Source organism: uncultured Paenibacillus sp. (genome assembly GCF_963515335.1).
GTDB lineage: Bacteria > Bacillota > Bacilli > Paenibacillales > Paenibacillaceae > Paenibacillus_I.
Map to the genome: position 1 here is coordinate 15,967 of NZ_CAUPYC010000005.1, position 25,054 is coordinate 41,020.

A 25,054-nucleotide genomic window follows, 5' to 3' on the forward strand; every position below is an offset into this window, starting at 1 on the left:
GACAATCCTGCGACGAAACCGGTTGTGCGAAACGCTAAAAATGTCTAATCTATACATGATAAGGGTTGTCGATTTTTTGGCTTGGAGGAGGATGCTGGATGGCAACGATACGGCAACGCAATTGGATTCCGCTTATATTCGTCTTTACGATCGTACTGGTAGGCATTATTGCGGCGTTGTTTTTTCTGCCCGGTTATAAAGGTGAAGTCGGGTTTGACGTAACCATTCTGCCGATGCTGAACGCAATTTACAACTGTTTTACTTTCTCGTTCCTGTTGATTGCTCTTTACGCCGTCAAACGCAAAAACATCAAAATGCATCGAACGTTCATTTGGGCCGCGTTCGGGTCGACGTTCCTTTTTCTCATTACTTATGTGATCTATCAATTCCTGACCGAGCCGACGATGTACGGCGGCAGCGAGGCCATGCGCAATGTCTACCTGATCATTCTCCTTAGCCACATTACGCTGGCGATCGTGAACGTCCCGCTGGCACTGATCTCGCTCACTTACGGATTGGGCAACCGGATCGCCAAGCACCGCAAAATCGCGAAAGTGACGATGCCGATCTGGCTGTACGTCAGCTCCACAGGCGTTATCGTCTATCTGATGATCTCGCCATATTATTGAGCCGCGGATTTGAACCGGCGGCGAAAAAAGCCTACAATAACAAAGAAACCATTCGCACACCGGCGAAAAGGAGGCAGACGCTCAATGAAAACATGGACCGAAATTACGACGCTTGAGGAATGGGAGAAGCTCAAGGCCCAATCCACGGAGCGCAGCCAGCTGATACTGAAGCACAGCACGCGTTGCCCGGTGAGCGCAAGCGCGCTGGAGGAATACGACAGCTACCTGGCCGGCAAGCCGAACGCCGATGCCGATTATTATCTGGTCAAGGTCATCGAAGCCCGTCCGGTATCCAATCAGATTGCGGAGGATCTGGGCGTGACGCATGCGTCACCGCAAATCATCCTGTTCAAGGACGGCAAGCCGGTATGGAACACTTCGCATTGGTCGGTGACACGCAAGCATATCACCGCGGTGTTGGACTAAAGGCCGAAATATACTTCCGCTAAAAAGGACGTTCGCCCATCCGGCGAACGTCCTTTTTTAAAAATTCATGATGCGATTTCAGAAGACGAAGCGTTCAGGCGGTAAGGGTGGAGGGATCGCTCGACGATCAGGCTGAAACGTTCCCGGTCGATATCGGGAAGTAGGCGCTCGGCGTAAGTCCAAGCATTCTCCTCGATGCGAAGCGCGATCAAGCTGCGTTCTCGTCCGCTGCACACATCCATTCGGTCCGAAAGGTCCTGCAATTCCGTATCCTCGGCATGGCCGAGCTCATGCGCGAAAATAATCGCGACGCAGGCTGCGAGAAATTCGTGGGAGCCGAACAGCTGCTGGCATTGCTCCGCGATGGACTCCGTATACAAGGTTACCGTATGGTTCTTCATATGATATTTCCCTCCGACCAATCTGCCGCCGGGAAACCGCCGCTCGAGAACAACCTTCACGCGGCTGTGAGAGCGGGCCAACAGCTCCCTTACGATTATCGACGTCGATTCGTTCGTCAAACCATTCACCCGAGTATGTTTATTTGTAAATCGGTTCAAGCGATCATGAAAATATCAAAGTCGCCGATATCGTTCAAAGAAAGAGGAATCGTAATCGCCTTGCACTCCGCGTAGCAATGATCGTCGCTCATAATGTTCGGCGGGGTGATGTCCACGACGATGCCTTCATTATAGAGCATCGTGCTGGCGTTGCCGCTGATCATGTTGCCGAGCTCCGAGATCGCGCTGCGGCACATATCGTCCAATTCCGCAACGGGGTAACCGCCCATCATGGAGGAAACGATCTTCAAGGCGACATCCTGCGGGAAGCAGAAAATGACTTCGCCCTGGAATGCGCCGACAATGCCGATCTTCAGCATCAGCAGATCGCTTCTGCCCTGCAGCGTCTTGAGCACGAGCTGTCCGATCGAGGGCTTGACCTGCATCATGGCCTCGATGACATGAATCGAAGAGGTGAGGAACGGATTGATGTACTGCGCGTTCATACGGTGCCCCCTATTTGGAGTAGATTAAAAAGAAATCCGCCCCCGAAATTCCGGAAGCGGTCTTCGACCGTCGCATCAGCGTCCGCAATTTCGGAAACCCAGCCGCCTTGGGATAGTCCTGTAGGCCTGTGGCTTTGCGTCCCTGTCTTTCAACAGGTTTGCCCTTTCGTTTTGCTAGGGAAAGACGTAGCGCAAACGATCTAGATCGAAAGAACTAGTCGAATAAAAGCGCTAATTACCTATATATTACCACATTAACGGGCGAAGGGCTATAACTTTTTCCAACGATGTCGAACGAACGGCGGTTTTTGTCGGCTGTCATGTCACCGCTTCCACTCCGGCCGCCCGTGCATGGCGACCAATATCGTTTGCGGATGACAGCGAAAGTGACAAAACCGGCCGATACGCGTTGCGGGGCGCCGAGAGCCGGCCATACAATGGGGGCACGACAAAGGAGGCCTGTTATGCTGAACATTATGCCGAAGGTGCATCACGCCATGGTGACGGCGCCTCATTATTTGGCCACGGCGGTCGGCAGCCGGATTATGCAGCAGGGGGGCAACTCGTTTGACGCCTCCGTCGCGGTCAGCGCCGCTTTGGCGGTCGTCTATCCGCATATGACCGGTCTGGGCGGCGACGCTTTTTTTATGGTTTACAAGGCCGGCAGCGGCAAAGTGGAAGGTTATAACGGCAGCGGGCGCTCGGGCGTCCACGCGGTTTGCGAACGTTACGCGGGCAAAGAAGTGATTCCGTTTCGCGGCGCGGACAGCGCGATTACGGTGCCGGGTATGGTCGATGCCTGGTGGAGCGTTTGGACCCGCTACGGCAGCCTTCCGTGGGAGCAACTGCTGGAGCCGGCGGCCCGCTACGCGGAAGACGGTTTCCCCGTTTCGCGCAACCTGGCGGAATGGATCGTCAAGGATAAACGTTTATTGGAAGCGAGCGAACCGCTGAAACGGCTCTATCAATCCGGAGGACAATGGCTGACGGAGGGCGACCGTCTGGAGCAGGCCGAACTGGCCGCCACTCTTCGGGCTCTGCAGCGGGGCGGGCGCGAAGCGTTCTATGAAGGGGAGGTGATGAAGCGGTTAACTGCGGGAATCGCCGCGGAAGGCGGGCTGCTGACGGAGGACGATTTCCGCTTGCATGCCGGCGAGTGGGTCGTTCCCCTGAACACTTCCTACAGAGGCTGGGACGTGCATCAGATGCCTCCCAATTCCCAGGGATTTTCGCTGCTAATGATGCTGAATATGCTGGAAAATACCGAGCTTACGGCGTATCCCCGGAACTCGGCCGGGTTTTATCATCTGATGGCCGAGGTGGTGAAGCGGTCGTTCCGCGACAGGGATGCGTATCTGACGGACCCTGCTTTTCGGCACATTCCGCTGCACAAGCTGCTGTCCAAATCTTACGCCGCTTCGCTGTGGGCCGACATTGCACAGGCTCCGCCGGCTGCGGCCCCTTACCTGTCGCAGGAGATGGGGCAGGATACGGCGTACGCCGCCGCCGTCGACGAGGAGGGAAACGCGGTTTCCTTCATTCAAAGCCTGTATTTCGACTTCGGATCCGGCTGGATGCCGGGCGGAACGGGAATCGTGATGCAGAACAGGGGCTCGTTCTTCTCGCTGGACCCGCTTCAGCCGAACGTGCTGGAGCCGCGCAAGCGCTGCTTTCACACGCTGATGCCCGGCATGGTTACGCGGGATGGCAAGCCGTACCTGCTTCTCGGCACGCAGGGAGGCGAAGGCCAGCCGCAAACGACGCTTTCGGTCCTGACCGGCGTCCTCGATTACGGACTGTCGATCCAGGAGGCGATCGCGCTTCCAAGGTGGGTATACGGCCGGACGTGGGGCGATTCCGGGGACACGCTGAAGGTGGAAAAAAGATGCGGCGACGGCGTGCTGTCGGAGCTCCGCGCGAACGGACACCGCGTGGAGGCGGTCCGCGGCTGGGACGGCATTATGGGGCAGGCGCAGGGCATTATGATCGACCGCGGTGTGATAAGCGGGGCGGCGGATCCCCGCGGCGACGGCTGCGCGATCGGCTGGTAGCGGGAAGAAAGGCGGCGTACGGTTATGCTGGTTTTACTATGGAAGCTGTTTATCGCATTCGGGACGGCCACGATGCTCGGTTACGGCGGCGGTCCCGCAATCATTCCGCTTTACGAGAATCAGGTGGTGGAACGGTACGGATGGATGGGCACGGATGAATTCGGCAAGGCGCTGGCGTTCGGCAACGCGCTGCCGGGCCCGATCGCGACGAAGCTTGCCGCATACATCGGTTTTAAAATCGCCGGCTGGGCGGGCGCGGCGGCGGCGCTGGCCGCCGTCGTGCTGCCGACGGCAGTCGTCATGGTCGCCTTGGCCGGCGTCATGATGAAGCTGTCCGGCAATCCGGTGATCAAAGGCATGATTCGCGGCATACAGCCGGTTATTTTCGTCATGATGGCGATGCTGGCCTACGATTTCGCGAAATATGCGATTCAACCGGCGGCAGGACCGATGCCGTATCTGCCGCTGCTGATCGCGGCTTCCTTCTTCATCCTTGTCCATTACTACAATGTCAATGCGGTGTGGGGGATTCTGGTATCGCTGGCGGCAGGCGCGTTGTTTCTGCGCGGCGCTTAATACGGAATGCGTGAGAAGAAAAATTAAACAATTAATGCCGGCCAGAGCTTTTCGCGTAATAATACCTGACATATATATTGCCATGTAACATGAAGAACGACTAAAATGTCAGTATACATTACATTACATTTAACTGCACTGAGTTCAGGTTGCCGGCCTAATTTTCTTGTCACGATCATCCGAGCGGAGGTGCCGTATGCATTTGACCGTCGAGCAAGCCCTGTCGGTGTATCCGCTGTCCGAAGGACGTCTGATCGCCGGCGCCGCGGGCAGAAACCGGGTCGTTAAATCCGTTAATGTCATGGATGCTCCGGACATTACGGATTGGATCAAGGAAGGCGAAATGCTGTTCACGACCGCTTATTTGCTGAAAGACCGTCCCGACGAGGCTTCGCAGCTGTTGTCCAGGCTGCACCAATGCGGCTCCGCCGGGCTCGGCATCAAGCTGGGCCGTTTCTGGACCGACGTTCCCGGGGAGTGGATCGAGCAGGCGGACCGCCTCGGTTTTCCTCTCATCGAGCTGCCTTACCAATTCACCTTCTCCGACCAGATGAACGGCTTGTTCCGCGAAGAAATGAAACGCAGCACGTCGGCCCTGCAGGACGTATTGGATAAGCAGGTGCGCCTGATGCGCTTCGCGCTCCATTCGGACCACATCCGGAAGCTGTTCGACGCCGTTGCGGACGTTGTCGGCTATCCGATGGCCGTTGTCGGCTCGCGCGGCCAAATGGTCTACAATTCCTCCGGCATCCCCGATGACGCGCTGCTCGGCGGGTGGCCGTGGCCCCCGCATCACCGGTGGATGAAGTCGGAAGGCTGGCAGGCTTTTCGCGTTCCGCTTACGAAGCAATCGCAATGCACCGGATTCGTGCTGTTTTTCAATCCGCAGCTGGTCCTTTCTCCGATCGAGGAGAGCTTATACGTACAGGCGGCCGAGCTGCTCGCTTTTCATATGAACGTCAATTACGAGGACTATTTCGAGTTGTCGATCCAACGGGACTTCGGCCTGCTGATCAAACGCTATTTAAAAAACGGGCTGCCGCTCGCTTCACTCGACGATTACGCGGACCGTTACGAAATCGATTTGCTCCGCAAGCCATTCCGCTGCGTGCTGACCGATTTCCCGACGCACGGACTGTCGACCGTCCGGGCCGAGAAGCTGGACGGGTTGAAGACCGCCTACCTTAGCCACGCGCGCATTCAGGATTTGAAGGGCGTGCATATCGTGCTGGAGGAAGGCGTGCTGTCCGTGTTCCCCGACGGATCGGGCGATGCGGCGGATGCTATCGCCTCCTCGCTGTCCTCCTGCTTCTCCGGTTTTAAGGGCACAACGCCGCGCGCCGCCATCAGCGGCCGAAAGCGGGATGCGGAGGGACTGAACGGCGCGTTCGACGAATGCCGCGATACGATCCGGATGGCCGCGGAATGGGATGTATCGGAACGGGTCGTCCGTTACGAAACGCTTGATCTGGCGTTCGTATTCGAGCAGGTGTCGCCCGACCGCATGCGCACGTTCTGCAACCGGCTGCTCGGCGGACTGCTGAACAAGGATCCGGATTACGCGGCCGATATGCTTCGCACGCTGGAAACGTACGTAGAATGCGACGGCCAGCTCGGAGAAACGGCCAAAAAGCTGTTTATACACCGCAATACGGCGACATATCGTATAGAGAAACTGGGTGAAATGCTGGATGTGGATTTCAAGAAGGTGAACGATCTGCTGCGGCTCAAGCTGGCTTTTCAATTCCGCCGCATGCTGCTCCAGGGCCCGTTTTCTTCCGAACGCATCCGCTGAAGTAGCCCGACAACGGGAGGCGACAGGATGGCGACGACGCTCATACGGGACGCCGTGATCATAACCATGAACGAGGCGGACGACATCGTCCGCGGAGATGTACGGATAGAAGGGAACCGCATCGCGGCAATCGGGCGGAGGCTCGACGATGCGGCCGACGTCGTTGTGGAGGCGGGCGGCAAAGTGCTGCTGCCCGGCTTCGTGCAAACGCACGTCCATTTGTGCCAGACGTTATTCCGCGGGCGCGCGGACGATCTGGAGCTGATCGATTGGCTGCGTCGGCGGATTTGGCCCCTGGAAGCGGCCCATAACGAGGAATCGGTCTATTACTCGGCCATGCTGGGCGCGGGCGAGCTGATTCGCAGCGGCACGACGACCGTGCTGGACATGGAGACCGTTCATCATACGGAGTCGGCTTTTCGCGCAATTGAGCAAAGCGGCTTGCGGGCTTTATCGGGAAAAGTGATGATGGATTACGGAACGGAGGTGCCTGTGCCTCTGCAGGAGAAGACCGCGGATTCGCTCGCGGATAGTGTGCGTTTGCTGGAGAAATGGCACGGCGCCGCCGGCGGGCGAATCTCTTATGCGTTCTGTCCGCGGTTTGTCGTCTCCTGCACGGAGGAGCTTCTGGTGAATGTGCGCGACCTATCGGAGCATTACGGGGTGAAGGTGCATACGCACGCTTCGGAAAACCGCGGGGAGATCGCAATCGTTGAGGCGGACCGCGGCATGCGAAACGTCGTTTATCTCGACCATATCGGCTTGGCGCGCCCTAATCTGATTCTGGCGCACAGCATCTGGCTGGACGACGAGGAGAAACGAATTATCCGCGAGCGCGGCGTTAAGGTAACGCATTGTCCCGGCTCAAACCTGAAGCTGGCGTCGGGAATCGCCGACGTGCCCGAGCTGATGGCGCTCGGCGTTCCGGTAGGCCTCGGCGCCGACGGCGCCCCTTGCAACAACAACCTGGATATGTTTCAGGAAATGCGGCTGTCGGCGTTCATTCAGAAGGTGAAGCACGGCCCGACGGCGATGGACGCGAGATCGGTGCTCCGGCTGGCGACGATGGGCGGCGCCGCGGTGCTCGGCATGGAGGGCAAGATCGGCAGTATCGAACCCGGCAAGCTGGCGGATCTTCAGCTGCTCGATTTGGAGGATTTCCATACTTATCCGTCGTATGACGCGGACTGGCATTCCCGGGTCGTTTACGCCGCCACGAGGGGCGATGTGGACACGGTGATGATCGACGGAGAGCTTGTCATGCGGGGCAAAACCGTCACAACGATGGATAAGGCGCGCGTGCTGAAAGAAGCGGACCGCTGCCTGAAGGAACTGCTTGCACGGTTGTAGGCTTGCGTTGCGGAACGGCTTGCCCGTGCGGAGGCACGTACGCACGCTTGCAGAAAATTGCAGAGTTGCGGGACTGCAGAGTTGCAGGACTGCGGATCGGATGCGGTCGAACGGTTGGGTCGACGCGAAGGCAAAGGAGGCTTGCGGAATGGACAGCTTCGAGCTTTTGGAGCGGGTTGCGGCGTCGGACGTTCCGCTTGCGCTCGCTACGGTTAGCCGCGTGTCCGGCCACGCTTACCGCAAGGCCGGAGCGGCGATGCTGCTTGCATCGGACGGAAGCAAGTTCGGGAGCATCAGCCCGGGGTGCCTGGAGGAGGACCTGCAGGAGCGGGTAGCTGCGCTGCTGGAGGAAGGCAAACCGCAGATCGTCACATACGACATGCGCCCTGAAGAAGACGCGGTATGGGGGGATGCAATCGGGTGCGGCGGCGTCGTCACGGTGCTGCTGGAACCCGTGACCGGCACGCTGCAGGCATTATTGAATGAGGCCCGCTTGCGGGTAAGCGCCGGTGAACGGCTGCGGCTGGAACGTTCCCGAAGCGGCGAATACATTCGCTACCGGTTGATGCCGGGCGGCGAAGAACCCCGTGCAGCGGACGATGGGGAGGCAGGCCTCGCGGACATCCGCCTCGAGCCCCGGCCGCGCCTGCTGCTGTTCGGAGCGGGCGAGGACGCGGTGCCGATCTGCGAGGCGGCGCTGCGGATCGGCTTTCTCGTGACTGTGGCGGATTGGCGCGCGGGGCGGGCGACGTCCGAGCGTTTTCCGCATGCGAATCTCATAGTCGGCACGGCCGATGAGATCGTGCGGGGCGCGGGGCTCGGCTCCGACGATTATGTCCTCTTGTGCGGCCACCAGCTGCGCAAGGACCGGGAGATGCTGGAGGCGGTGCTGCCGCTGCATCCGGTCTATATCGGCGTAATGGGCTCGCGCAAACGGATCGACGCGCTGTTCGAAGGCTTGCAGGCGACTCCGGCCGTTCATGCTCCCGTCGGACTGGCGATCGGCGCGGACGGGCCGAATGAAATTGCGGTCAGCATTGCGGCCGAGCTCATTGCCTGCCGGGCATCCGGCGCGGCGGGATGAGAAGCGAGGTGCATCGTGCACAATGTAACCGACTCCTTTTATACGATGCGCCAATTGTATGTTAGCTAAATTGACGCACATCCGACACGAACTTATAGTGAAGGTACGTCATTGGTCGAACGACCGGGATGATAACAGAGTGTCGGGGAGGAACCGTATGAAGCACCGCAACAAAAAATGGACTTTGGGCATCCTTTTGTTCCTATCGATCGCACTGGTGATTGCCGGCTGCGGCAAAAGCGGCGGAAACAATGGAGCCGGCGGCGACAATGCGGCCGAAGGCGCGGCGAACGCGCCGTCTGCCGGCGGAACCGCCGAAGAAACGGCAGAAGCCGGGATGAAAAAACCGAGGGTCGCTTTCGTTTACATCGGGCCTCCGGGAGACGGCGGTTGGACGTACGAGCATGACAAAGGCCGCAAATACATGGAAGAGCAGCTCGGCATCAAGGCGGACACCGTCGAGAATGTCCCCGAGAGCGCCGATGCGGAACGCGTCATCACCGAACTGGCGCAGAATCACGACATCGTTTTTACGACAAGCTTCGGTTACATGGATCAGACCCTTAATGTGGCGAAAAAGTTCCCGAACGTCAAGTTCATGCACGTCAGCGGCTACAAGACGAACGACAACATGACCACCTACTTCGGCAAAAACTTCGAAGCAAGCTATCTGAGCGGGATTGCCGCAGGCAAAATGACGAAGACGAACCTTATCGGTTACGTCGGCGCGTTCCCGATCCCGGAACTGATTTATAACATCAACGCCTTCATGCTCGGCATTCAGAGCGTCAACCCGGACGCGAAGCTGAGCGTCGTGTGGTCGAACACCTGGTTCGATCCGACGGTCGAGCGCCAGGCGGCGGTCAGTCTGCTTGACAAAGGCGCGGACGTGCTGCTCGCCTATCAGGACTCGCCGGCAACCCTGCAGGCGGCTGCGGAACGCGGCGCCATGGCGGGGGGCAACGATTCCGATATGACCCGCTACGCGCCGGAAGCTTATCTGACGAATCCGATCTGGAACTGGGGTCCTTATTATACGAAGGTCGTCCAATCCGTTATGGACGGCACGTGGACGAATGAACCGTACAGGGGCTCCATGGCGGACGGCTTGGTCGATATCGCGCCGCTCGGGCCAAGCGTTCCCGATGACGTTAAGCAGCTCGTCGCCGACAAGAAACAGGAGATTCTCGACGGCAAGCTGGACGTATTCAAAGGCCCGCTCCTTGACCAATCCGGCGCGATCAAGGTGGAAGAAGGCAAATCGATGTCCATTGACGAGATTCTCGCGATGAATTGGTTCGTAAAAGGCATTGAAGGGACGATTCCGCAATAACCGCAGCGTCATACGGACGGACCGACAAATCCCTTGCCAAAGGGATTTGTTGGTTTTACGCCCCAATACGGAAGAGGAGGAGGGGTCGGTATGAATGAAGCTTATGCCGTGGATATGAAGGGGATCGTCAAGCGATTCGGTCCCGTACTGGCGAACGACCGTGTCGACTTCCGTGCAAGCGCCGGAGAAATCCACGCGCTGCTCGGGGAGAACGGGGCGGGCAAAAGCACGGTGATGTGCATGCTTTCCGGCGTCTACCGGCCGACCGAAGGCGAGATTTACCTGCAAGGAAGGCAAGCGAATATCCGCTCGCCGAAAGATGCTGTGAAGCTCGGCGTCGGGATGGTTTTTCAAAATTTCCGGCTCGTTCAGAACTTGACGGCGGCCGAAAATATCGTTCTTGGCGAGAAATCGCCGTTCTGGCGGGGTCCGCAATGGATGAAGGCGAAGACGGAAGAAATCCGTGCCGTCTCCGAACGGTTCGGGCTGCCGTTTCCGGTTGAACGGCCGATCTGGCAGCTGTCCGTGGGCGAGCAGCAGCGTGTCGAAATCGTCAAGACCTTATACCGCGGAGCGGACATTATCATTCTCGACGAGCCGACGTCCGTCCTTACGCCGGGCGAGGCGGAGCAATTGTTCGCAACGCTGGCGCGCATGAAGTCGGAAGGCAAGACGGTCGTGATCACGACCCACAAGCTGAAGGAAGTTATGGCGGTTTCGGACCGGATTTCCGTTATGCGCAAAGGCCGGATGATCGCCGCGATGGCGAAGCGGGAGACGAATGAGCGGGAGCTGGCCCGCCTGATGGTCGGCAAGGAAACGTCGGCGGTGCGTCCGGCCGCGGCGCGGGGCGCCGGCAAGCCGCTGCTGACGGTGAAGCAGCTGGACGTATACGCCGATCGCGGACGCAAGGCGTTGGACGGCCTGAGCCTGCAGGTGAATGAAGGCGAGATCGTCGGAGTGGCGGGCGTTGCCGGCAACGGGCAAAAGGAGCTGGCCGAGGTGCTGGCAGGCTTGCTGGCCTGGAAGCGGGGGTCCGTTCATTTCGGCGGCAAGGAATTCAAGGCGGCGTCGGTAAGGGCGGCGATCGAAGCGGGCATCTCGCATGTGCCGGAGAACCGGATGAAAAGCGGGCTCGCCGGAAGCCTGGGCGTCGTCGACAACCTGTTGTTCAAATCGTATCGTTCCCCGGAACGTTCGGCATTCGGCTTCATGCGGACGGCCCGCAACCGCGCATGGTCGCAATCGCTGGTCGAGCGGTTCGACGTCAAGACGCCGGGTCTCGACGCGCCGGTGAGGCAGCTGTCGGGAGGCAATCAACAGAAGCTGCTGCTTGCGCGGGAGATTAGCCGCGATCCGAAGCTGATGGTCGCGGTCCATCCGACCCAAGGCCTGGATGTGGGCGCGGCGGAGGGCGTTCATCGGCTGCTGGCGGAGCTGAGAGACGCGGGCCGGGGCGTGCTGCTCCTATCGGAGGATCTCGACGAGGTGCTGCAGCTGTCGGATCGCATCCTCGTCCTATACGGCGGAGCGGTTGTTTATGAGACGAAGGGAAGCGAAGCGGACCGGGAACGGATCGGCATGTATATGGCCGGCCTGAGGGAAGGGGAGGAAGCGGGATGAACGAACGATCGGCTGCCGCTCCGCTTGCGTCCGGCGAGCCGGCCGCGGCGGCGAAGAAGATGAAACGCATGCCGTTTCGGCTCGAAATCGATCCGTCCCGTCCGGAAAGCCCTTGGTGGATGACGATCGTTTCCGTGCTGCTCGCGCTTGTCGTTTGCGGTGTTTTTATCGCGGCGAACGGCATGAATCCCGTCATCGTTTACCAAAAAATGCTGACCGGCGCGTTCGGCTCGTCCTTCGGATTTACCGAAACGCTGGTGAAGACGATTCCCTTGCTGCTCACCGGACTCGGCGTATCGATCGCCTACCGGATTTCGGTCTGGAACATCGGGGCGGAGGGGCAGTTCATCGCGGGCGCCATGGCGGCCACCGCGGTTACGATTTATTTTCCCGGCTTGCCCGCGTATGCGGCCATTCCGGCCATGCTCGTATCAGGAATCGCCGCCGGCGGGGTTTGGGGACTGCTTACGGCGATCCCGCGCACCTATTTTCAAGTGAACGAGCTCATTACGTCGCTCATGCTGAACTACGTCGCGCTGCTTGCCCTGGACTACGTCGTGTTCGGACCGTGGAAAGATCCGAAGGGCTTCAACTTCCCCGGCACGCCGATGTTCACCGAAGCGATGTCGCTGCCGGTGCTCGGCAATACGCGGCTTCATCTGGGGCTCGTGTTCGCGCTGGCCGCCGTTGCCTTATACGCCTTGTTGATCCGTTACAGCCGATGGGGCTATGAGCTGCGACTGATCGGCGCCAATCCGGAGGCGGCCCGAAATGCCGGGATCCGCATTTCCCGGCACATCCTGACCGTTATGCTCATCAGCGGCGGACTGGCCGGACTGGCCGGGATGGCCGAAGTATCGGGCGTTGCGCACCGGCTCATGTACGGCATTTCGCCCGGGTACGGCTATACGGCGATCATCGTCGCCTGGCTCGCGCGGCTCAATCCGGTCGGCCTGATCGTCTCCTCGTTCCTGTTCGGCGGCTTGATCGTCGGCGGCTACAGCGTCCAGACGATCGGATTGCCGTCTTCGACCTCGACCATGCTGCAGGGAGCGATACTGTTTTTCCTGATTGCCGGCGGCACGCTGGGCAAATTCCGTTTGCGGCGCAACGTGTGAAAGGAGGCGCGTATCCAAGATGGACTTATTCATTCAACTGCTCGCGTCCGCCATGGCCTCGGGAACGCCGCTGCTGCTCGCGGCGCTGGGCGGTATTCTGATCGAGCGTTCCGGCATCATCCAGCTCGGCGTCGAAGGCATGATGCTGATGGGGGCGGTCGTCGCCTGTCTGACGTTCCTGCAGACCGGCAGCTTGACGGTTGCGCTGCTCGCGGTTTTTGCAGTCAGTGCCGTTCTCGGTCTCATTCACGCCTTTCTGACCGTGTCGCTGCGAACGAACCAGATCGTGAGCGGCCTTGCGATCACCTTGTTCGGAGCCGGCATGAGCGCCTATCTGGGCAAGCCGATCAGCGGCATTCCGATGCCGGGCTCGGTCCCCAAGCTGCACTTGCCTTGGCTGGAGCCGCTGCCCGTGATCGGCGGCTTGTTCGCTCATCTGGATCTGTTGACATGGTTCAGCTTCATACTCGTCATCGCGATGCACCTGTTCATCCGCCGGACATCCTGGGGGCTTCATTTGCGGGCGATCGGCGACAATCCCGAGGCCGCCGACGTCATGGGCATCCGGGTGCAGGCTTTCCGCTACGGCTGCGTGACGATAGGCTCGATGCTCATCGGTCTCGCCGGCGCGGATCTGCTGCTCGTATTCTCGCCGACCTGGATCGAAGGCATGACGGCCGGCCGCGGATGGATCGCGGTCGCGCTCATCATTTTCGCCCGGTGGAATCCGGTCCGCGCGCTGCTGTGCGCTTATTTCTTCGGAATGCTCGATACGCTCGGGTTCCGCATCCAGCTCATCGGCAGCGAGATCCCGTCGTATTTTCTGAAGATGATTCCGTACATCGTGACGATTCTCGTCCTGATGTTTCTCGGTTGGCGCAACCGCAACAAGCCGTCCGGCGCTCCCGAAGCGCTCGGCGTTCCGTATATTCGCGAACAGAGATTGTAGCTTTTTGTCCAATCGTTTACGAGAACCGGAGGGGAGGGGGAGAACGACTATGGATACCGGATTACGGCACACGGTACTCTTGCAGCCTCGCGTTTGGCGGCCGGGCAGTCCGGAGGAGGCGTGGAGCCTGAAGCATACGTTCGGCACGGACGGCGTATACATCTCGGGCGGCACGCTGCTGCGCACCCAGTGGGAGTCCGGCGCGGCGGCCGTTCCGGCTCACCTTATCGATTTATCCGGCATCGGCGGCATAAGCGGGATTTCGGCGGCGGCCGGCCATATGACAATCGGCGCTTTGACCTTGCTTGCCGCGCTAAGGAAAGATTCTTCGATCGCCTTGCATTTTCCGCTGCTGACGGAAGCGGTCCGCTCGATCGCGGCCCCGTCCATCCGCAATTTGGGTACCATCGGCGGCAATGTCGTTTCATCCGTAGGCGACGCCATACCGGCGCTGCTCGTATACGGCGCCGAGCTGGCGATGTATGACGGCGGGCGAACAACGGACGTCCCGATCGCCGATTGGCTGACGGACGGCGGCTCTTGCCCGCCGTCAAACCGGCAGTCGCCCCCGCATCAGTTGCTGCTGCAGATCAAACTGCCTTTCGAGCGTTCCGGCGACAGCGCGAAGGGCGACGGCGGAAACGGACACCCGTTGCCGCAGCCGGCAAAGCGGTTCGGCGCTTTTCATAAAATCGGCCGACGGGAAGCGTTCACGCCCTCGGTTGTCACAGCCGCAGTTTCGGGCGGCTTGGCCAAGGACGGACGGATACACGGGCTTCGCATCGCGGCGGGAGGCGGCCAGACCGTCCCGCGGCGGTTGACGGAAGCGGAATCGGTGCTGGAGGGGAAACGGCCGGAGCCGGATGCTCTGGCGGCGTTGTATGAGGCGGTGCTGGCGCAATACAAACCGTGCGGCGACAGCTTTGCCGACGCGGATTACCGGCGGACGACGGCGGCCAATGTCATCGCCGCTTCGCTCTGGCGGGGGGCCGGCGGAGCGAGGGGAGAGGAGGAGGAAGCATGCTGCTGAACAAGAACGCAAGCGGCGGACGCTGGCGGATTCGGCCCGACGGGCCGGGAAAAGTAACGGGAAAGCTTGCTTATCTGACCGACATGGCCAGGCCCGATATGCTGATCGGACTCGTGCTGCGGAGCCCGCACCCTCATGCCCTTATCGCCGGCATCCGAACCGAGCGGGCGATGCGGCTGCCGGGCGTGCACGCCGTGGTCACCCATCTTGACATTCCGGGCTTGAACGGGTTCGGCATCGCCCGCCAGGACCAGCCGGTATTCTGCACGGACCGGGTTCGTTATATCGGCGATGCGGTAGCGGCTGTCGCCGCCGAATCGCTCGAAATCGCCGAGCAGGCGCTGCGGCTGATCGAGGTCGATTACGAGCCGCTGCCGGTTTTGGACAGCCCGGAAAAGGCGCTGTCCGAAGGGGCGCAGCCGCTGCATCCGCAAGGAAACGTCCTGCATAGCCGGACTTACGGGCGGGGCGATGCCGGCGCGGCCTTCGCCGAGTGCAAGCATGTCGTGGAGGAAATGTATGTGACGCCCCGCCAAATGCATACCTATATGGAGACCGAGGGCGGGTTGTTCGTGCCGGAAGCCGACGGACGTTTGACCGTATATGCGCCGACCCAGCACGGGTTCATGGACCGGCTGCAGCTATCGCGCATATTGGCCGTCCCCGAGACGGCGATTCGGGTCGTCTCCAGCCCGATCGGCGGGTCGTTCGGCGGCAAGGATGAGCTCAATATCCAGCCGTACGGCGCCCTGCTCGCGGTTCATACCGGCAGGCCCGTCAAAATCCATAACTCCCGCCGGGAATCGGTCCGGGTGGGACTGAAACGGCACCCGATGACGATCCGGATGAAGACGGGGACCGACGCGGCGGGCAAGCTGCTTGCGCACGAGGCGACTATTGTGGCCGATACGGGCGCTTATGCGACGCTCGGCGCGGAAGTGCTCAACTTTGCCGTGGAGCACGTCGTCGGTCCGTACCGGTTCGCCAATATTGATGTCAAAGCTTTATCCGTCTACACCAACAACGGGATGTCGGGAGAGTTTCGCGGCTTCGGCGGCAATCAGGCGATTTTTGCGCTGGAGGGACAGATCGACCGGCTGGCGGAGCTGCACGGCATCGACCCGTGGGAATTCCGCCGCCTGAACATGCGGGAGACAGCCGATCCGGGACCTCTCGGCCAGCCGATCGCGCAAACCGACGGCGCCGCGCAGGTGTGGCAAGCGTTGGCGGATTGCGCACTATGGCGGGAACGGAATACGTTATGCGCCGGAGACGCCATGAGCCGCGGCAATGTCCGCGCGGGAGGCGCCGCGCAGCCCCCCTGGATTCGAACGGGTGTGGGAGCCGCGTTCATCATGCATGGCGCAGGCCTCGGCGTCGGCATTCCCGACCCGGCCGGCGGGAGGCTGCAGCTGTCCGCGGACGGGCGGATTGAAGCGTCGTTCGGCTACGAGGAGTTCGGCCAGGGGCTGCTGTCGACGCTGGAGCTGATGCTGGTCGAGACGTTCGATGCCGATCCGGAGGATCTTCGCATCGTTATCGGGGATACCGATCTTGTGCCGGACAGCGGCTCCAGCACGGCCTCCCGGGCGACCGCCATGATGTGGAGGTCGGTCCGGAACATGCGCTTGCCGTTTACGGACGCGCTGCTGGAGGCGGCCGGCAAAGCGTTGGATCGGCCCCCGGAAACGCTGAGACTCGGGCCGGGCGGCATTTACGCAGCGGAAAGCCGGCATCCGGATGATCCGGCTCCCCCGGCGGGCGGCGGCGAGGTTTCCGTACCGTGCGTCGACGGCAACCGCGCGGAGCGGCTGCTCGGTTATGCCGAACTGGCGGCCGCGGCGGAGAAGCCGATCCGTGCCGAGACGAGCTTTCATTTCCCGACGACGGATCAAACGGCTCCGACCGGCGCCCATTTTCTGTATACCTATTCGGCGGTTGCGGTGAAGGTTCGGGTCGATACGCTGACCGGCCGTGTCACGGTGCTGGATCAATTCCACACGGTGGCGGCGGGGCCGGTCATGAATCCGCAGGGCTTCATCGGCCAGATCGAAGGCGGCAGCAGCATGGCGCTCGGCTATACGCTCACGGAGGAGGCGCTGATGGAGGGCGGTCATTACGTCACCCGCAATCTCGACTCTTACCTTATTCCGACAGTGGCGGACCAGCGCGGGACGGTATCGGTGCTTCCGATCGAGGAGCTGCCGGACGGCGATCCTTACGGCCCCCGCGGCATCGGCGAAATCGGCTCCGTCGGCTTGGCGCCCGCTATTGCGGCAGCCGTGGCGCAGGCGACGGGCGTTCGCGTGAGCCGGCTTCCGATCGAGCCCAAGCTGCTGCAGCGGAAACCGGCATTTCCGGTAAGGGCGGTGAGCGTCGAATGATCGACAAATCGATAATCGCACCGGAAGCTGCCAAGCCGCTCACCTTCCGGGTGAACGGGGTGGAGCGGTCGCTTCAGGTCCCGCCTGCCAAGCGGCTGCTGTCCATCCTCCGGGACGATCTGCTGCTGACCGGGACCAAGCGTTCCTGCGAGATCGGCCGATGCGGCGCCTGCATGGTGCTGATCGACGGCGAGCCAGTCAATTCATGCCTGGCGATGGCGTACCAGTGCGAGGGGAAACGGATTACGACGATCGAGGGCGTGCAAGGCGCGGAGGAAGGCGCGCTTCACCCGGTGCAGCAGGCCTTTCTCGAGGAAGGCGGCTATCAATGCGGGTACTGCACGCCGGGCATGATCATCTCTGTTGTTGCGCTGCTGGACCGCAATCCCGCCCCATCGGGCGAGGACATTGAAGAAGCGCTGTCCGGGAACCTGTGCAGATGCACCGGTTACGGCGGCATTTTAAGGGCAGTCTGCAGGGCCGTCGAGCTGCGGAAGGAGGATGAGGATGTACATGCCGGAATACATGCCGGAAGCGAAACAGGAGCCGGATCAAGCGCGGAATGAAGCGGAGCGGGAGCGCCATATTCGTCTTCTCCGCCGTTGTGTGGAGTTGGCCAGGATGGCGCGGGCGGCAGGCAATACACCGTTCGGGTCGCTGCTCGCCGATGCGGACGGAAACATTTTGCTGGAGCGGGGCAATGTCGAAATAACGGATTCCAACTGCACGGGTCACGCGGAAACGACCCTGATGGCCGCCGCGTCGAAGCAATTCAGCAAAACGCAGCTGTGGACTTATACGCTTTATACATCTACCGAACCGTGCGCGATGTGCGCGGGATCGATCTATTGGGGCAACGTCGGGCGGGTCGTCTACGGCATGAGCGAGAAAAAGCTCGCCGAGCTTACGGGAAACGATGAACAGAATCCGACGCTGGACCTGCCCTGCCGCGAGGTGTTCGCACGGGGAAGCAAGCCGGTCGCCGTGCTCGGTCCTTTCCCCGAGGTGGAGGACGAAGCGGTCGGCGCTCATGAGGGTTACTGGTCATGACGGTGTCCGGATCCAAGCTGTCGATCGGCGGGCTGAACGATTTAGACCGACTGCAATTCGTGGAGAAACTGGGCGCGGTGTTCGAGCATTCACCCTGGGTGGCCGAGAGCGCATGGGAGCTGGGGCCGTTTCGGTCCAAAGACGATTTGCATGAGAAAATGATGCGCATTGTGCGGCTCTCCCCCGCGAAACGGATTCTGAAGCTGTTCCGCGCTCACCCCGATCTGGCCACCCGGCTTGCCGTGGGCGATTATTCTTCCCGCGAGCAGCGGAGCGCCGGGCTTGACCGGCTCGAGCAGTCCGAGTACGAGACGTTCATGTCATTGAACCGGACCTATACGGAGAAATTCGGTTTTCCCTTTATTATGGCCGTGCGCGGGAAAACGAAGGACGACATTCTGTACGGGATGAACGAGAGGATTGAGAATGGGACGGAGGCGGAGTGGAATGAAGCGCTCTTGCAGATCGAACGGATTGCGGGGTTCCGTCTCGACGATCTTATCGACGAACCGACTGTAGAGGAAGGGGTTGACCGACATGCTTAAATTAACTTCGGGACGAACGCTTTATTACGGAAAAGGCGATGTTTTTGCATACCGGACCTATGCCGAACCGCTGACGGCGGTTTCGATTCCGGAATCGTCGTATACGGGCGACGGCAACGTTATTTTTGCGCATAACGTTCATTTTTCGGTCAGCGGGGAGTCGCTGCTGACTTCCTTCACGGAGGGCGACAATTCGCAGGTTGTGGCAACGGATTCGATGAAAAATTTCATATTGCGCGAGTCCGCTTCCTTCGGGGGCAGCACGACGGAAGGTTATGCGGCGTACATTGCCGGAAGGTTTATCGCGAAATATCCTCATATAACGGCGGTGGAAATCCGGGGCGACCGCATCCCTTTTCAATCGCTGCAGGTCGCCGGCGAGGGCGGACTGACGGACAGCGGGCTGGTCTTCCGGCGGTCGCATAACGATCATGCCGGCGCTGTGCTCAGGCTTGTTCGCGGCGCGGATGGAGAGGAAGCGGCCATCGCTTCACACAAATGCGTGCTTTCCGGCCTGCAGTTGATTAAAGTGAGCGGAAGCTCGTTCTACGGCTTCGTCCGTGACGAATATACGACGCTTCCGGACAGCTACGACCGTCCGCTGTTTATTTTTCTTGATTTGTTCTGGCGGTATGCCGATGTGCGCGACGCGCTGGACGGCAAGCCCGGACGATATGTGCCGGCCGAGCAGATCCGCGATATTGCGCACAATGTTTTTCATGAGAATGAGACGCCTTCGATTCAGTATTTGATCTATCTGATCGGCTTGCGGGTGATGGAGCGTTTCCCGCAGCTTGCCGAGATCGGATTCGAATCGAACAATCGGACGTGGGAGACGGTGGTGGAGCCCGCGGACGGCGGCGGCCCCGGCGTCTTTACGGAGCCGCGTCCGCCGTACGGCTTCCAGGGCTTCACGATGACGCGCGAGGATTTGCCGGCTGTGAAAGCGGAACTGAAGGCGGGGGCAAGGGCGTGAGTGGTCGGTTGACCACCCATGTGCTCGACGTAGCCCGGGGCAAGCCGGCGGCAGGCATGCGGATGCGGTTGTACCGGATGGAGGAGGCCGCCGGTCCGGTGCTGTTGGGCGAAGCGCGCACCGATACAGACGGGCGTATCGCCGGCGTGTTGCTGGGCGGCGGCGCTGCCGCCGGGCTGCTCAGGGCCGGGTTGTATGAGCTTGTGTTCGACGTATCGGATTATTTTCGGCAGGCGGACGGGGGCGCGGGCGGTGCCGGCGGCTCCTTTCTGGAGCAGGTGCCCGTCCGCTTCCGCGTGACCGACCCGGACGCCCACTATCATGTGCCGCTGCTCGTTGCGCCGGGCGGCTACAGCACGTACCGCGGGAGCTGACCGAATGTCGGGCCGAAAACCTATTCCATCCATTTATGAACGGGGGCGGGAACGTTGGTCTATGACAGAGTCGTCCGTAACGGAGAAGTTGTTATGCCGGACGGCGTCAAAAGGATGGATATCGGCATCCGCCACGGCGTAATCGCCGAGATCGCCGAACGGCTGGAGGGCGCGCAGGGCGCCACCGTGCTCGATGCGGAGGGACTGCTGGTGATGCCGGGCATGATCGACGCGCACGTCCATTTCAACGAACCGGGCATGGGCCATTGGGAAGGGTTCGAGACCGGCTCCGCGGCGCTTGCGGCGGGCGGCTGCACCGCCTATCTCGACATGCCGCTCAACGGCAACCCGCCCACCGTCACGCCGGAAGCGCTGCGGCTCAAAGCATCCCTTGCGGCCAACCGTTCGCGAGTCGATTACGGGTTCTGGGGAGGCCTCGTTCCGGGCAATCTGGAGCAGCTCCAGCCGCTTTCCGATGCGGGCGTACCCGCCTTCAAGGCTTTCATCTCCAACCCCGGGGGCGAAGGGGAGGGGCGGTTCAGGGAGGTTGACGATTGGACGCTATATGAGGGGATGAAGCGGATCGCCTCGTTTGGCGGGCTGCTCGCGCTGCATGCGGAAAACGACGGCATCACGGCCGCGCTCGCGGCAGCCGCCGGAACGGCCGGCCGGAACGGAGCGCGCGATTACGCGGCGGCACGGCCGATCGTCGCCGAGCTGGAGGCGGTGAACAAGTCGCTGTTGTTCGCGGAGCTTACGGGCTGCCGTCTCCATTTCGTACACATCAGCAGCGCGGCGGCGGTCGAGCGCATTGCCGGCGCGAAGAAAAAAGGGCTGGACGTGACGGCGGAAACTTGTCCGCATTACCTGCTCCTCACCGAGAACGACATGGAGAGGCTGGGCCCCGTCGCGAAATGCGCGCCGCCGCTAAGGAGCGCCGACGAACAGGCCGCGCTCTGGGCGGCGGTTGAAGAAGGACTGATCGATCTGATCGCCTCCGATCATTCGCCGTGTCCGACGGCGCTCAAAACGGAGGCTTCGAGCTTTTTCGATGCATGGGGCGGCATTTCGGGCGCTCAGAACAGCTTGGAGCTGATGCTCTCCGAAGGCGTTATCCGGCGCGGATTATCGCCCGTTGCGATCGCCGAACTGACGGCACGGAACCCTGCCGACCGATTCGGACTCGGCGAACGCAAAGGCCGGATCGCGCCGGGCTACGACGCGGATCTTGCTTTAGTCGATATGAGGCAGCCGTACACGCTTCAGGAAGAACAACTGCTGTACAGGCACAAGCAAAGCCCGTATACGGACATGACGATCGGATGCAAGGTAGCGGCAACGCTGTGCAGGGGACATATCGTTTATCGAGCCGGCTCCGAACCGGAGGCGCGCGAACATGGAAGGCCGATGTGGGCGATACGATAGGATGGAAAGGAAGCCTGGAAAATCAGTGCGCGGTCCGGCGCGGCAGCACGGCGTCAAACCGGCGGGAACAAGGAGGAGAAAAGCGATGACGATGGGCACAAACACCGATTTCGCCGTCTCCGTTACGGAGCTTCTGCAGGCTTTATCCGCCTTCGGAGCGGAGAAAGACGGCGGGGTAACACGCCTGCTGTATTCGAAGCCCTGGTCGGAGGCTCAGGCTTATTTATCCGAAAAAATGAAAGAGGCCGGACTTGAAGTCCGTTATGATAAGGTCGGCAATCTGTTCGGCAGGCTGGATGGCCGCAAGACCGAAACCGGCGTTGTATTGACCGGCTCCCATATCGACACGGTGCGTTCGGGCGGCGCTTACGACGGCGCCTATGGCATTGCGGCCGCATTGACGGCGGTGCGCCACCTGAAGGAAACCTGCGGCCTGCCGAAGCGTCCGATTGAAGTGGTATCGTTCTGCGAGGAGGAGGGCAGCCGGTTTCCGCTCGCTTATTGGGGATCGGGCAGCGTGACGGGCGCTTACGGATTGGAAGACGCCGAAGGCATTCGGGACGCCCAGGGCGTTACGCTGCGCGAGGCGATGGAAGCGGCGGGCTTCGGCAAGCCTGAGCAGCCCGAGTGCAGGCGGACCGATTTGTCCGCCTTTTTGGAGGCGCACATCGAGCAGGGCGTCATGCTCGAGCGTACCGGCGATAAAATCGGGATCGTCGAAACGATCGCCGGACAGCGCCGCTATGTCGTCACGTTGACCGGTGAAACGAACCATGCCGGAACGACGCCGATGGCGATGCGCAAGGACGCGATGGCGGGCGCGGCGGAGATGATGCTGATGCTCGAGCGGGCGGCGCTTAAGGCCGGCGATCCGCTCGTCGCGACCGTCGGGAGGCTTCGTCCCGTCCCGAACATTCCGAACGTCATCGCCGGGCTCGTCACCTTCACGGTCGATATTCGCCACACGTCCGAAACGCTGCTGACCGGCTTCACCGACGCGGTGCTGCGCACCTTTCATTCGATCGCCAAGCGGCGCGGCCTGACGATCGACATCCGCACGGCGCTCCAGGCGCGGCCCGCGCCGATGGACGCGGTGCTGACCGGCCGGCTGGAGCGGATCTGCACGGATCGGAACGTCCCATACCGGAGGATGATGAGCGGGGCGGGCCACGACGGACAGATGTTCCTGCCGGTCTGCCCGACCGCCATGCTGTTCGTGCCGAGCCGTGACGGCATCAGCCATTCGCCCGACGAATATACGGCGCCGGAGGATTTGGCGACCGGCGTCTCCGTTCTTATGGAAATGCTGTACGAGTTGGCCTACGAGGAGCAGATGACATGACCCGATACGCAGAGCTTTCGCCGCCGCCGCGGACCATCATGACACCCGGACCGGTCGAGGCGGATCCGCGTGTGCTGCGCGCGCTGTCCTATCCGATCCTCGGCCAGTTCGATCCGGCTTTCACGGAGCTGATGAACGATACGATGGGCATGCTCCGCGCGCTTTTCCGGACGTCCAATCAATGGGCTTATCCGGTTGACGGCACCTCGCGCTCCGGCATCGAGGCCGTATTGACGAGCCTGATCGAACCCGGTGACAGGGTGCTGATTCCGATTTACGGCAGATTCGGATACCTGCTGCACGAAATCGCCGAACGGTGCGGAGCCGAAGTGACGGTGCTGGAGAAGGAATGGGGCACCGTGTTCGATCCGGAGGAGGTGATCGCGGCCATCCGGGCGTGCAAGCCGGCGCTCGTCGCGATGGTGCACGGCGAGACGTCCACCGGCCGGGTTCAGCCGCTCGCCGATATCGGCAAAGCGTGCCTGGAATCCGGGGTTCTGTTCGTCGTCGACGCGGTCGCCACGATCGGCGGCATGCCTGTGGAGACAGACGCGTGGCGGATGGACGCGGTCATCGGCGGCACGCAGAAATGCCTGTCCGTCCCGTCCGGGATGGCGCCCGTCACCTACAACGAGCGCGCCGAACGCAAGCTGCTTGCCCGCAAAAAAATCGAAAGGGGCCTCAGGCCGCCCGCCGGCAGGCCCCTGGACGGCACGAGCGATCGTCCGGTTATCCGAAGCAACTATCTCGACCTGAGCCAGCTGCAGGATTATTGGAGTCCCGCCAGGCTCAATCATCACACGGAAATGACGTCCATGCTGTACGGCTTGCGGGAAGGGCTGCGCATTGCGTTGGCGGAAGGGCTCGAAGCCCGTTTCGAGCGCCACCGGTTGAACGAAAAGGCGCTGGTCGCCGGCTTGGCCGCAATGGGGGTCAGCCTGTATGGCGATCCCTCCTGCAAGCTTCCCGTCGTGACGTGCGTCGATATTCCGGACGGCGTCGACGGCGAATCGGTCCGCGCGATGCTGCTGCATCGGTTCGGAATCGAGATCGCCGGCTCGTTCGGCCCCCTCAAGGGGAAGATCTGGCGCATCGGCACGATGGGCTACAGCTGCAGCCAGAAAAACGTGCTTCATCTGCTCGGCGCGTTCGAGGCGGTGTTGGCCCGCCACGGTGTGAAGCTTCATCGAGGCGAGGCGCTCGAGGCGGCGCTGGATGTATATGAGGCTGCGGTTTGATTGCGGTTTGACCGATCGATACGGCCCCCGACCGGGGTCGTATTTCGTTTTTCGGGGGCCGGCAACCGAATTGGAATCGGATTCCTTCATGCATATCGCCATAATCTGTGCTATTCTAGTAAGATCGAGGGGAGGAATGGCCATGAATCCGGATTTCATTCAATTGAAGACGATTGAAGGCGATCTGAAACTTTCCCATAAGAAAAGCGATTACGGCGTGACCGTCTCCACCAAGGAATTCGTGTTCCACAAGCCGAACGTCAATTACCATTTCAGGCTGGAGGACATCGTCAGCATCGTGCCGTTTGAAACCAAGGGGCGGCGCACCGTCTCGATCGAGAACCGCAGCAAGGATGCCGTTGAGTATGCCAACGCTTCCGCGGGCGGCGATCAATACCGCATCTATGTAAAGGCCGCCGCGATGCATAACCGGAGCGGGCTTTTTCCGATCGGGGCGATGCAGTTCGTCATTCCGATTCACCCGAAGCTGCTTAAGGTCATAGGTGAATACAGCGGAATGAGCGCCTTTTAAGCGGCCCCGGCCGAAGGCACATTTTATGGGAACAAGCGCGCTTTCGCGGCACAACGGCCGCAATTCACGCGTATATATGGGATAGCACAGGCATAGATATAGGTATGGCTTAAAGGGGAGTAGCTCCTACAGCAAAGTCGTCATGTCGAGGGAAACCTCCGGCTTTGCCGGCAACGGTTGCGTTGTTTGCGAGACCTTTACCTGCACGGTAGAGGTCC

At 60.8% G+C, this 25,054-nt stretch carries 24 protein-coding genes and 1 riboswitch; of the genes, 22 read left to right on the forward strand and 2 right to left on the reverse strand.

The annotated features are described in order from the left end of the window. The first annotated feature begins 98 nt into the window (after positions 1-98). Together RWM61_RS02890 and ytxJ are read left to right on the forward strand one after the other, a co-directional pair. Entirely contained in the window at positions 99-629 is a 531-nt protein-coding gene (locus RWM61_RS02890) for a DUF420 domain-containing protein (RefSeq protein WP_313997191.1), read from the forward strand. Positions 630-713: 84 nt separating this feature from the next. Continuing rightward, positions 714-1,055 (forward strand): bacillithiol system redox-active protein YtxJ, encoded by a 342-nt coding sequence (ytxJ, locus tag RWM61_RS02895; protein WP_313997193.1) that lies wholly within the window; start codon positions 714-716, stop codon positions 1,053-1,055. A 65-nt stretch (positions 1,056-1,120) separates the two neighbouring features. Here the strand turns inward: ytxJ and RWM61_RS02900 are convergent, their stop codons facing one another. Together RWM61_RS02900 and RWM61_RS02905 are read right to left on the reverse strand one after the other, a co-directional pair. Next, a complete protein-coding gene (locus tag RWM61_RS02900) occupies positions 1,121-1,576 on the reverse strand; it encodes a hypothetical protein (protein WP_313997195.1) in 456 nt (151 codons plus the stop codon). A 35-nt stretch (positions 1,577-1,611) separates the two neighbouring features. Then, positions 1,612-2,061 carry a chemotaxis protein CheX gene (locus RWM61_RS02905; protein ID WP_313997197.1) on the reverse strand — a complete coding sequence of 150 codons (450 nt, stop codon included), beginning with the start codon at positions 2,059-2,061 and terminating at the stop codon, positions 1,612-1,614. Between the two features lie 89 nt (positions 2,062-2,150). Beyond that, a riboswitch (cyclic di-GMP riboswitch) is annotated at positions 2,151-2,234 on the reverse strand. Positions 2,235-2,525: 291 nt separating this feature from the next. Here RWM61_RS02905 and ggt point away from each other — a divergent pair. The 20 genes from ggt (at position 2,526) to RWM61_RS03005 (ending at position 24,836) form a co-directional block, all read left to right on the forward strand. Then, positions 2,526-4,112, forward strand: a complete 1,587-nt coding sequence (gene ggt, locus RWM61_RS02910) for a gamma-glutamyltransferase (protein ID WP_313997199.1) — start codon at positions 2,526-2,528, stop codon at positions 4,110-4,112. Between the two features lie 24 nt (positions 4,113-4,136). Then, complete coding sequence (locus tag RWM61_RS02915) at positions 4,137-4,688, forward strand: chromate transporter (protein ID WP_313997202.1); 552 nt, start codon at positions 4,137-4,139, stop codon at positions 4,686-4,688. 196 nt (positions 4,689-4,884) lie between these two features. Next, positions 4,885-6,483, forward strand: a complete 1,599-nt coding sequence (locus RWM61_RS02920) for a PucR family transcriptional regulator ligand-binding domain-containing protein (protein WP_313997204.1) — start codon at positions 4,885-4,887, stop codon at positions 6,481-6,483. A gap of 27 nt (positions 6,484-6,510) precedes the next feature. Beyond that, the gene (locus tag RWM61_RS02925) at positions 6,511-7,833 is read left to right on the forward strand and encodes a 5'-deoxyadenosine deaminase (RefSeq protein WP_313997206.1); all 1,323 of its coding nucleotides are present in this window, start codon (positions 6,511-6,513) and stop codon (positions 7,831-7,833) included. 148 nt (positions 7,834-7,981) lie between these two features. After that, complete coding sequence (locus tag RWM61_RS02930; protein WP_313997208.1) at positions 7,982-8,917, forward strand: XdhC family protein; 936 nt, start codon at positions 7,982-7,984, stop codon at positions 8,915-8,917. 157 nt (positions 8,918-9,074) lie between these two features. Beyond that, on the forward strand, positions 9,075-10,250 hold the full coding sequence (locus RWM61_RS02935; protein ID WP_313997210.1) for a BMP family ABC transporter substrate-binding protein: 1,176 nt from the start codon (positions 9,075-9,077) through the stop codon (positions 10,248-10,250). Between the two features lie 90 nt (positions 10,251-10,340). Continuing rightward, positions 10,341-11,873, forward strand: a complete 1,533-nt coding sequence (locus RWM61_RS02940; RefSeq protein WP_313997212.1) for an ABC transporter ATP-binding protein — start codon at positions 10,341-10,343, stop codon at positions 11,871-11,873. Next, the gene (locus RWM61_RS02945) at positions 11,870-12,991 is read left to right on the forward strand and encodes an ABC transporter permease (protein ID WP_313997214.1); all 1,122 of its coding nucleotides are present in this window, start codon (positions 11,870-11,872) and stop codon (positions 12,989-12,991) included. Before RWM61_RS02940 ends, RWM61_RS02945 begins: the two co-directional genes overlap by 4 nt. A gap of 19 nt (positions 12,992-13,010) precedes the next feature. Further along, complete coding sequence (locus RWM61_RS02950) at positions 13,011-13,940, forward strand: ABC transporter permease (RefSeq protein ID WP_313997216.1); 930 nt, start codon at positions 13,011-13,013, stop codon at positions 13,938-13,940. A 49-nt stretch (positions 13,941-13,989) separates the two neighbouring features. Further along, a complete protein-coding gene (locus tag RWM61_RS02955) occupies positions 13,990-14,970 on the forward strand; it encodes an FAD binding domain-containing protein (RefSeq protein WP_313997219.1) in 981 nt (326 codons plus the stop codon). Next, positions 14,961-17,354, forward strand: a complete 2,394-nt coding sequence (gene pucD / locus RWM61_RS02960) for a xanthine dehydrogenase subunit D (RefSeq protein ID WP_313997220.1) — start codon at positions 14,961-14,963, stop codon at positions 17,352-17,354. Before RWM61_RS02955 ends, pucD begins: the two co-directional genes overlap by 10 nt. After that, a complete protein-coding gene (locus RWM61_RS02965; RefSeq protein WP_313997221.1) occupies positions 17,351-17,920 on the forward strand; it encodes a 2Fe-2S iron-sulfur cluster-binding protein in 570 nt (189 codons plus the stop codon). Before pucD ends, RWM61_RS02965 begins: the two co-directional genes overlap by 4 nt. Further along, positions 17,868-18,404, forward strand: a complete 537-nt coding sequence (locus RWM61_RS02970) for a nucleoside deaminase (protein ID WP_313997223.1) — start codon at positions 17,868-17,870, stop codon at positions 18,402-18,404. The genes RWM61_RS02965 and RWM61_RS02970 overlap by 53 nt, the downstream gene beginning before the upstream one ends. Further along, complete coding sequence (uraD, locus tag RWM61_RS02975) at positions 18,401-18,949, forward strand: 2-oxo-4-hydroxy-4-carboxy-5-ureidoimidazoline decarboxylase (protein ID WP_313997224.1); 549 nt, start codon at positions 18,401-18,403, stop codon at positions 18,947-18,949. The genes RWM61_RS02970 and uraD overlap by 4 nt, the downstream gene beginning before the upstream one ends. Then, complete coding sequence (gene pucL, locus RWM61_RS02980) at positions 18,942-19,925, forward strand: factor-independent urate hydroxylase (protein WP_313997227.1); 984 nt, start codon at positions 18,942-18,944, stop codon at positions 19,923-19,925. Before uraD ends, pucL begins: the two co-directional genes overlap by 8 nt. Then, entirely contained in the window at positions 19,922-20,299 is a 378-nt protein-coding gene (gene uraH, locus RWM61_RS02985) for a hydroxyisourate hydrolase (protein ID WP_313997230.1), read from the forward strand. The genes pucL and uraH overlap by 4 nt, the downstream gene beginning before the upstream one ends. A 54-nt stretch (positions 20,300-20,353) precedes the next feature. After that, positions 20,354-21,724, forward strand: coding sequence for an allantoinase (locus RWM61_RS02990; RefSeq protein ID WP_313997232.1), 1,371 nt, complete (start codon positions 20,354-20,356; stop codon positions 21,722-21,724). Between the two features lie 85 nt (positions 21,725-21,809). Next, a complete protein-coding gene (allC, locus tag RWM61_RS02995) occupies positions 21,810-23,066 on the forward strand; it encodes an allantoate deiminase (RefSeq protein WP_313997235.1) in 1,257 nt (418 codons plus the stop codon). After that, entirely contained in the window at positions 23,063-24,304 is a 1,242-nt protein-coding gene (locus tag RWM61_RS03000) for an alanine--glyoxylate aminotransferase family protein (RefSeq protein WP_313997237.1), read from the forward strand. Before allC ends, RWM61_RS03000 begins: the two co-directional genes overlap by 4 nt. A gap of 142 nt (positions 24,305-24,446) precedes the next feature. Further along, positions 24,447-24,836: a hypothetical protein gene (locus tag RWM61_RS03005; protein ID WP_313997239.1), complete on the forward strand. Its 390-nt coding sequence runs from the start codon at positions 24,447-24,449 to the stop codon at positions 24,834-24,836. Positions 24,837-25,054 lie beyond the last annotated feature (218 nt).

Excerpts from the sequence above, each read along its gene's own strand:
- RWM61_RS02890 (WP_313997191.1), top strand. The coding sequence starts at position 99 with ATGGCAACGATACGGCAACGCAATTGGATTCCGCTTATATTCGTCTTT.
- ytxJ (WP_313997193.1), top strand. The coding sequence starts at position 714 with ATGAAAACATGGACCGAAATTACGACGCTTGAGGAATGGGAGAAGCTC.
- RWM61_RS02905 (WP_313997197.1), bottom strand. The coding sequence starts at position 2,061 with ATGAACGCGCAGTACATCAATCCGTTCCTCACCTCTTCGATTCATGTC.
- ggt (WP_313997199.1), top strand. The coding sequence starts at position 2,526 with ATGCTGAACATTATGCCGAAGGTGCATCACGCCATGGTGACGGCGCCT.
- RWM61_RS02915 (WP_313997202.1), top strand. The coding sequence starts at position 4,137 with ATGCTGGTTTTACTATGGAAGCTGTTTATCGCATTCGGGACGGCCACG.
- RWM61_RS02920 (WP_313997204.1), top strand. The coding sequence starts at position 4,885 with ATGCATTTGACCGTCGAGCAAGCCCTGTCGGTGTATCCGCTGTCCGAA.
- RWM61_RS02925 (WP_313997206.1), top strand. The coding sequence starts at position 6,511 with ATGGCGACGACGCTCATACGGGACGCCGTGATCATAACCATGAACGAG.
- RWM61_RS02930 (WP_313997208.1), top strand. The coding sequence starts at position 7,982 with ATGGACAGCTTCGAGCTTTTGGAGCGGGTTGCGGCGTCGGACGTTCCG.
- RWM61_RS02935 (WP_313997210.1), top strand. The coding sequence starts at position 9,075 with ATGAAGCACCGCAACAAAAAATGGACTTTGGGCATCCTTTTGTTCCTA.
- RWM61_RS02940 (WP_313997212.1), top strand. The coding sequence starts at position 10,341 with ATGAATGAAGCTTATGCCGTGGATATGAAGGGGATCGTCAAGCGATTC.
- RWM61_RS02945 (WP_313997214.1), top strand. The coding sequence starts at position 11,870 with ATGAACGAACGATCGGCTGCCGCTCCGCTTGCGTCCGGCGAGCCGGCC.
- RWM61_RS02950 (WP_313997216.1), top strand. The coding sequence starts at position 13,011 with ATGGACTTATTCATTCAACTGCTCGCGTCCGCCATGGCCTCGGGAACG.
- RWM61_RS02955 (WP_313997219.1), top strand. The coding sequence starts at position 13,990 with ATGGATACCGGATTACGGCACACGGTACTCTTGCAGCCTCGCGTTTGG.
- pucD (WP_313997220.1), top strand. The coding sequence starts at position 14,961 with ATGCTGCTGAACAAGAACGCAAGCGGCGGACGCTGGCGGATTCGGCCC.
- RWM61_RS02965 (WP_313997221.1), top strand. The coding sequence starts at position 17,351 with ATGATCGACAAATCGATAATCGCACCGGAAGCTGCCAAGCCGCTCACC.
- RWM61_RS02970 (WP_313997223.1), top strand. The coding sequence starts at position 17,868 with ATGCCGGAATACATGCCGGAAGCGAAACAGGAGCCGGATCAAGCGCGG.
- uraD (WP_313997224.1), top strand. The coding sequence starts at position 18,401 with ATGACGGTGTCCGGATCCAAGCTGTCGATCGGCGGGCTGAACGATTTA.
- pucL (WP_313997227.1), top strand. The coding sequence starts at position 18,942 with ATGCTTAAATTAACTTCGGGACGAACGCTTTATTACGGAAAAGGCGAT.
- allC (WP_313997235.1), top strand. The coding sequence starts at position 21,810 with ATGACGATGGGCACAAACACCGATTTCGCCGTCTCCGTTACGGAGCTT.
- RWM61_RS03000 (WP_313997237.1), top strand. The coding sequence starts at position 23,063 with ATGACCCGATACGCAGAGCTTTCGCCGCCGCCGCGGACCATCATGACA.
- RWM61_RS03005 (WP_313997239.1), top strand. The coding sequence starts at position 24,447 with ATGAATCCGGATTTCATTCAATTGAAGACGATTGAAGGCGATCTGAAA.